Origin of the sequence: Herpetosiphon gulosus, from assembly GCF_039545135.1 — a bacterium.
Taxonomy (GTDB): domain Bacteria; phylum Chloroflexota; class Chloroflexia; order Chloroflexales; family Herpetosiphonaceae; genus Herpetosiphon; species Herpetosiphon gulosus.
On the sequence record NZ_BAABRU010000014.1, the window covers coordinates 140314 to 147269 of the forward strand.

The following is a 6956-nucleotide window of genomic DNA, read 5'->3' on the forward strand; positions in this document are numbered from 1 at the left end:
CGCCGTGGGAGAAGGGCTGGGGGTGAGGGAACGAAATGAGCTTTCAATCCATAGCCTATACTGGATGCAACCCAGTAAACTCCAGCCCCAAGCGCTCATTGAAGCCATGCATCAAATTCAAGCATTGGATGGCGGCTCCGGCTGCACCCTTCATCAAGTTATCGAGGGCACACAGCGCGACCACGCGGCCAGTCGCTTCGTCGAGTGCCCAGCCAATATCGGCATAATTGCTGCCAGCCAAGATTTTTGGCTCAGGATGGCGGTGCAAACCACTGCGATCATGGACAATTCTCAGAAATGGTTGTTCGGCAGCGGCAGCGCGATAGGCTCGCCAGAGATCACGCTCGTTGACCGAGCCTTGGGTAAACACATGACAGGTTGCCAAAGCTCCGCGCACCATTTCCACCGATGTGATTGAAATATGCACATTTTCAAGGCCATGGGCTTGTACGATTTCGGCAGTGTGGCGATGGCCAACTGGCGCAAACGAGCGCACCACGCCTGATCGTTCGGCATGATGGCTGCCATCGTTGGCAACCGCGCCTGCCTCAGACGAACCAACCTTGACTTCAGCGACCATAGGCTTGGTTTGATCGATCAAGCCTGCTTTGACCAAAGGCAACAAGGCCAAGTTAATGGCCGTGGCGTTGCAGCCCACGCCGCTCACATAGCGAGTTGAGCGAATTTGCTCGCGATATAATTCGGGCAAGCCATAAACAAAACGCTCAATCCATTGCGGGGCAGGGTGGGGTTCGCCATACCAACGGCTATAGGCTTCGGGGTCGCGCAAACGAAAATCGGCAGAACAATCGATTAATGCTTGACCAAGGCCCGCGTAATGCTCAATATTTTTGGCGGCTGAGCCATGCGGCAAGGCCAAAATCAACACATCACAAGGCTCCAAAGTGCTTTGTGGGCTATAGCGCAACTCCGTGCGACCACGCAAATTGGGGTGAGTGCTGTAGACATATTGGCCTGCTAAGCGTTCGCTGGTGACCTGACGCACCTCGACATGGGGATGCCCCAACAATAAACGCAGCAATTCACCACCGACATAGCCCGAGCCACCAACTATCGAAACTGAAAGCATAACAACCTCAAATGGCTACAGCCCGCCGCCTATTGCGCTTGAGCTAGCACATAATCAACAATTCGTTCGGGAATATTCACGCCAGTTGTGCTGATGCTGTTGCGAAATTCCATGGTGTAATTGACTTCGTTAACCAAATAGCGGCCTTCGGCAGTCTCGAAGATATCGATTGCCACCACACCGCCACCAACTGCGTTGGCCGCACCGATACAAATATCGGCTAAGGCTGGTGTGATTGAGCAATTTGAGGCTTGACCACCCCGCGCAGTATTGGTGATCCAGTGGCCGCTAGTGCGATAAATCGCCGCAATACACTCATCGCCAACCACAAATGCCCGAATATCACGGCCACCTGGTTTGTTGACATATTCTTGAATGTAGAAAATTGCATGCTGATAATTGCCCAAGGTGTCGCGATGCTCAAGCACCGCCTCGGCAGCTTCGCGATCGTTGATCTTCGAGACCAAGCGACCCCACGAGCCAATCACTGGCTTCAACACCACCGGATATCCCAAGCTTTCAATCGCTTCGAGTGCTGAATCTTGAGTGTAGGCCAGCAAACAACGTGGCGATGGCACGCTGTTGCGTAACAACGCTTGCGTGGTCAAAAATTTATCGCCACAGGTCAAGGCCACGTTATAATTATTGACCGTTGGAATGCCAGCATCGTTCAAGGTTTTGAGTGTGTACAAGGCTCGACCATGGTGCAACGAACGCTCAATAATCACATCAGGAAATTGTTCGCGCACTTGGCGATTGGCTTGCAAAGCATTCAAATCAAACCATGTCTGATCATCATCAATCCGCTCAAATTGGACATTGCGCCGCTCAAACTCAGTAATCAGCAGCTTTTCTTCAACCCGAATTCGGGAACACAACATACCTACACGCATTGACATAACTCCCTTACTCGCCCCAGTCTTCTTCGACTTCGGGTGCTAATTCCAACACAACTGGATTCAGGCTGACGACTTCGAGTTCTGCGCCACAATCGGGGCATGGCACGATCTCGCCATCCAAAATATCGGCTGCCAACGCGATCGTTGCTTCACATTCTGGGCATGCTGCACTCATTTGTTTAATTCCTTTATTGAGTAGGGGTCGGGATTTAGAAGTACCCTCACCCCCAACCCCTCTCCCACCGAGCGGGCGAGGGGAGTTAATTATTCCGATAGCCAAAAGAATAGCCTTACCCTCTGCGCCTCTGCGTTAAAACTTCCTGATCCCTGATCCCTGATCCCTCGCCCCTTCGTGGATCAAAATTGAGCGATCACTGCCTGCACCACCTCAGCCGTCGTCGCCGTACCAGCCAGATCTGGTGTGTATGGCCCATTCGCCAAGACCGCTTGAATTGCGGTTTGCAAACGCTCGGCGTAGCTGTTCAAGCCCACAAATTCCAGCATCAACACGCTAGCGCTCAAGGTTGCCAATGGATTAGCGATGCCTTGGCCGGCAATATCCGGTGCGCTACCATGCACAGGCTCGAATACCGCCGTGCGCGTGCCATAATTGGCCGATGCTGCCAAACCAAGCCCGCCACCCCAAACGCTAGCTACATCTGAGAGAATATCGCCAAACAAATTGGTAGTGACCAACACCTCAAAGCGTTCGGGAGCACGCGCCAATTGATAAGCAGCGTTATCGACTAACATTTCTTCAACTTGTAAATCGGGCGCATCGCTTAGCACGCGCAGTGCAGTTTCGCGGAACAAACCACAGGTTTTGCGCAGCACATTGGCTTTGTGTACCACCGTGATTTTGCGGCGGCCAGTGCGTTGGGCATATTGGACTGCCCATTGCACGATGCGTTCGCTGGCTTGGCGGGTGATAATTCGTTGCGCCGTGGCGCGTTCATCGCCCTCGCGGGTTTCTTGGCCGCTATACAAACCCTCGGTATTTTCGCGTACCACCACCAAATTGACTCCAGCGCGGGCGTTGGCCAGCGGCGGCGTTTGGACTGGCCGTACACAAGCATACAAATCAAGCGCTTTGCGCATGCCAACAATTGGGCTGCGATAGCCAGCGACCCGTTGCGATGGTGAGCTAACTGCGCCAAACAAGGTGGCATTGGCCGCTTGGACAGCCGCTAAAGTTTGTTCGGGCAAGGCGTTGCCAGTGCGCTGAAAGGTTTCCCAACCAGCCTCGGCTTCGACAAATTCGGCGGGCACTGCTAAGGCTTCGAGCACTTGGCGGGCTGCTTGCACCACTTCGCGGCCAATCCCATCGCCAGCAATCAAACACAACCTGGTCATGTTTAGGCTCCTGTCGCGGGAAAGCGACCATGGCGACGGTAGAATGGCACGATTCCGCCTTCAGCCCAGACTTCACGCATCCAGCCTTCTGGTGGTGGTAGTTGAATTTGGTTGGCATTGTTGGTGATCAGGCCAGCAGCCAAATCAAAATCCACAAGATCGCCATCAGCAACTTGCTCGCGAATATCGGTGGTGAAACAGGGAATGCCCAAGTTCAAGGCGTTGCGGAAGAAAATGCGGGCAAATAGCGGAGCGATAATTGCGCCAACCCCGCAGCGCTTCAAGGCCAAGGGAGCATATTCGCGGCTTGAACCACAGCCAAAGTTTGGCCCAGCAATAATCAAATCGCCTGGCTCAACGTTGGGAGCGAAATCGGGCCGCGCTTCGATAAAGGCATAGCGCCGCACATCGTCGTTTGCGCCCAACATGTAGGGAGCATAACGGCCTGGAACCATCTGATCAGTGTTGACATCATTTCCAAAAACCCAAATCCGTGGCATAGTGCTGACTCCTGTGCAATTGCAAAAATTAGGCGAAAACTGCTTGCTCAGTGCTATCAAGCACATTGCGTGGATGGGTGATGTAGCCCGTGACGGCGGTGGCAGCGGCAACTTCAGGTGAGGCCAAGTAGATATTGGCTCCTGGGCTGCCCATCCGTCCGCGGAAATTGCGATTGCCAGTGAAAACACAGACTTCATCGGGAGCCAACACGCCCATATGGCGGCCAATGCATGCGCCACAACCAGGCGTACCGATTGTCGCTCCGGCAGCCAACAAGGTAGCCAATGTGCCATCGCTGGCGGCGCGATGCAGGCTTTCGCTCGAAGCAGGCACGACAATCATGCGCACATTCGGAGCCAAACGCCGCCCCTTGAGGATGCTAGCAGCGGCAGCCATATCTTCGTAATGGCCGTTGGTGCAGGTGCCGAGATACACGACATCGACCGCTACTCGCCCAACATCAGCCAAATCAACCACGTTATCGACATAATGCGGCACGCTAACTTGTGGTTCGAGGGTGCTCAAATCGCATTCAACCACGCGGCTGTAGCTTGCATCAGCCTCAACCCGCAACCATTCTGGCACGGGATGTTCAGCGCCCAAGCCAGTTGGGGCAACGATTCCGGCTTTGGCTCCAACTTCAATCGACAAGGTTGCCAAGGTCATGCGTTCGCGCCACGAAAGAAAATCAACCCCGTGCCACTCAACACTTTGGTAGGTTGCGCCATCGGCTCGTAGCGTGCGAGCTGCCCACAAGCCAAAATCTTTGACGCTCACGCCCGGCTGAAAATTGCCCACAGCATTGACCCGCACGGTTTCGGGAACGCGGAACCAAGTTTGTCCAGTGGCGAGGGCGAGCGCGATATCGGTCGTGCCCATGCCTGAGCCAAAGGCCGCCGCCGCACCATAGCCAGTGCTATGCGAATCGCTGCCAATCACCAGCATGCCCGGCTGCACCAGCCCTTCTTCAATCAAGACAGGGTGCGAGATGCCGCGACCGACATCAAACAAATGGCTGATACCTTGTTGGGCAACCCAACGCCGTACTTGCTGTTGCTGCTCGGCTTGGCGCACGGTGGCGGCTGGGGCAACATGGTCGATCACCACTGCAACTTTGTCGCGATCCCAGACGCGTTCAGCACCCAATTCGTTGTGCAAGGTTTCGATAATGCTGGGCGAGAGGCTATCGTGCATCATCACCAAATCGACGTTGACTACCACCATATCGCCTGCTTGCACGTCGCTACGACCGGAAGCATGCCCCAAGATTTGCTCGGCAAATGTCTGACCCATTGCGAAAACTCCCCAAAAATAGCTGAAAAATGACACATCAAGGTATAGCAAGCTAGGGCATTGAAATAGCAATTTCAATTGCCTGCTCGAAAAATCGTTAGGCTGCTTGGAGGGTGCTTGAGCGCAGCAGCGCATCCACCTCGTCGAGCGTCAACGGCTGATCATCGGCGGCAGCTTTGAGTTGGGCTGCAATCGCGATAATCGTGGTGTCGCTCAGATCCAAACCTAGGGCGTTGGCGCGGCTTTGCAAAGCATGGCGACCAGTTAGGCGATGCCCAATCAGCACGTTGCGTTCGCGCCCAAAAGCCTTGGGATCGATCGCTTCGTAGGTGCTGGGATTGGCCAAAACAGCCTTGGTATGCAGGCCAGCTTTGTGAGCAAAGGCGGTTTCGCTGGTGATACAGGCATTGAACGGCACTTGAATGCCCAAGATTGCCGCAACTGTGTGATCTAGTTGGGCCAACATTGGCAAGGCGTAGTCTGCAACACTTTCAGGTTCGGAGAGGTAGAGGCGGGCAATTAAGCCGCTGAGTGCGGCGATGCCGTTGCGTTCGCCAATGCCAAGAATTGTGGTATCGATGTGGGTTGCGCCCGCTTCGAGTGCTGCATAGGCATTGGCAATTGCACAGCCGCCATCGTTGTGGCCATGAAATTCAATGTCGCAGCGAACTGCATTGCGGACTGCGCCAACCACTCGCTCAACATCGCGCGGCGTGGCAATGCCCACGGTATCGGCGATGCCAACCCGCTGCACCCCAAGCAAATCGACAGCTTGGTAGACGCGCAACAAATCGGGCAGTGGCGTGCGAAATGAATCTTCGCAGGAGAACCGAACTTCGATATTACGTTCTTGGAGGAAACGCACGACCGGGCCAACTTCGGCCAAAATCGCTTCAATTGAGCGACCATGGCTCCATTGGCGCAGATAGGGTGATGTGCCAAAGAGGATATTTACGCCAGCCACGCCACATTCAGCGGCGAGCCGCACGTCATCAAGGTTACAACGGGTGTGGGTCAGCAGCTTGGTGTTGCCGAGCGGCAAGGCTGCGATGGTGCGCAAATCTGCCGCACTTTGCGGCGAGGCGCAGGGAGAGGTCATTTCGATATATTCAACGCCAAACTGAATCAGCAAATTGGCGATGGTAAGGCGATCTTCGGTGCTGAAATGGGCGTTGGCCCATTGTTCGCCTTCGCGTAAGGTGGTATCAACGATTGCAAACTGACGGGTCATGAAAGCACAATCCTTCCGCAAGAACATCCGGTGAACAATTCAGGGCGAACAGCCGCAGGGCGGTGGATATGGCTGATGCGTTTAAGTTGCTTGAGTATGGCCATGGGAAAATCCTTTCAAACCGACGTTGGATACAAAAAAACTCGCCGTTTTGTGCGGCGAGCCTTGGTGTTTATTGAGCGCGTGAAGTGTTGTTTAGACGCGACGCAATAACCCAGACTCGCTGCCTGGCTTCTTTGCGCTACGTTTTTTCGAGTTCAGGTACAATTGTTGACTGAACATAGTAACAAACTCCACAAACCATCAAAAGTTCTGTCGCGAAGCATAGCAGGCAGGTTTGAGTTTGTCAAGTGATGATTTTTGGGCATCGGGGATCGGTTGTTGGGGGTCGGGGAGATCAATTTTAATAACCCTGCTGTTCATATTTAATTTTTCAAGTAACCGATAGATAAAATACAAGTATACGCCTGATGTGAGTGATAACGAAAAAATCCCTTGACAAAGCAAGACGGAAGTCCCACGATGGATGTGCTTACCAACCATCAACAGGAGTTCCGTCAATGCCCAGTATACCATTTTCTGATGTGAT

The 6956-nt window shown here is 53.8% G+C and carries 8 protein-coding genes; all 8 read right to left on the reverse strand.

All coding sequences use genetic code 11. The annotated features are described in order from the left end of the window. Positions 1-55: 55 nt before the first annotated feature. Entirely contained in the window at positions 56-1090 is a 1035-nt protein-coding gene (gene argC / locus ABEB26_RS19040) for an N-acetyl-gamma-glutamyl-phosphate reductase (RefSeq protein ID WP_345723627.1), read from the reverse strand. Positions 1091-1119: 29 nt separating this feature from the next. After that, positions 1120-1983 carry a lysine biosynthesis protein LysX gene (lysX, locus tag ABEB26_RS19045; protein WP_345723636.1) on the reverse strand — a complete coding sequence of 288 codons (864 nt, stop codon included), beginning with the start codon at positions 1981-1983 and terminating at the stop codon, positions 1120-1122. A gap of 13 nt (positions 1984-1996) precedes the next feature. Next, positions 1997-2164: a lysine biosynthesis protein LysW gene (lysW, locus tag ABEB26_RS19050; protein ID WP_345723628.1), complete on the reverse strand. Its 168-nt coding sequence runs from the start codon at positions 2162-2164 to the stop codon at positions 1997-1999. 182 nt (positions 2165-2346) lie between these two features. After that, positions 2347-3342 (reverse strand): isocitrate/isopropylmalate dehydrogenase family protein, encoded by a 996-nt coding sequence (locus ABEB26_RS19055; protein WP_345723629.1) that lies wholly within the window; start codon positions 3340-3342, stop codon positions 2347-2349. A gap of 2 nt (positions 3343-3344) precedes the next feature. Continuing rightward, positions 3345-3842, reverse strand: a complete 498-nt coding sequence (locus ABEB26_RS19060) for a LeuD/DmdB family oxidoreductase small subunit (RefSeq protein ID WP_345723630.1) — start codon at positions 3840-3842, stop codon at positions 3345-3347. A gap of 28 nt (positions 3843-3870) precedes the next feature. After that, positions 3871-5136 carry a 3-isopropylmalate dehydratase large subunit gene (locus ABEB26_RS19065; RefSeq protein WP_345723631.1) on the reverse strand — a complete coding sequence of 422 codons (1266 nt, stop codon included), beginning with the start codon at positions 5134-5136 and terminating at the stop codon, positions 3871-3873. Positions 5137-5233: 97 nt separating this feature from the next. Beyond that, complete coding sequence (locus tag ABEB26_RS19070) at positions 5234-6367, reverse strand: homocitrate synthase (RefSeq protein WP_345723632.1); 1134 nt, start codon at positions 6365-6367, stop codon at positions 5234-5236. 303 nt (positions 6368-6670) lie between these two features. Further along, on the reverse strand, positions 6671-6956 hold a 286-nt coding region (locus ABEB26_RS19075; protein WP_345723633.1), incomplete at its 5' end, for a hypothetical protein.

What these genes read in the sequence shown, in the direction of transcription:
- argC (WP_345723627.1), bottom strand. Translation starts at nt 1,090, where the DNA reads ATGCTTTCAGTTTCGATAGTTGGTGGCTCGGGCTATGTCGGTGGTGAA.
- ABEB26_RS19065 (WP_345723631.1), bottom strand. Translation starts at nt 5,136, where the DNA reads ATGGGTCAGACATTTGCCGAGCAAATCTTGGGGCATGCTTCCGGTCGT.
- ABEB26_RS19055 (WP_345723629.1), bottom strand. Translation starts at nt 3,342, where the DNA reads ATGACCAGGTTGTGTTTGATTGCTGGCGATGGGATTGGCCGCGAAGTG.
- lysW (WP_345723628.1), bottom strand. Translation starts at nt 2,164, where the DNA reads ATGAGTGCAGCATGCCCAGAATGTGAAGCAACGATCGCGTTGGCAGCC.
- lysX (WP_345723636.1), bottom strand. Translation starts at nt 1,983, where the DNA reads ATGCGTGTAGGTATGTTGTGTTCCCGAATTCGGGTTGAAGAAAAGCTG.
- ABEB26_RS19060 (WP_345723630.1), bottom strand. Translation starts at nt 3,842, where the DNA reads ATGCCACGGATTTGGGTTTTTGGAAATGATGTCAACACTGATCAGATG.
- ABEB26_RS19070 (WP_345723632.1), bottom strand. Translation starts at nt 6,367, where the DNA reads ATGACCCGTCAGTTTGCAATCGTTGATACCACCTTACGCGAAGGCGAA.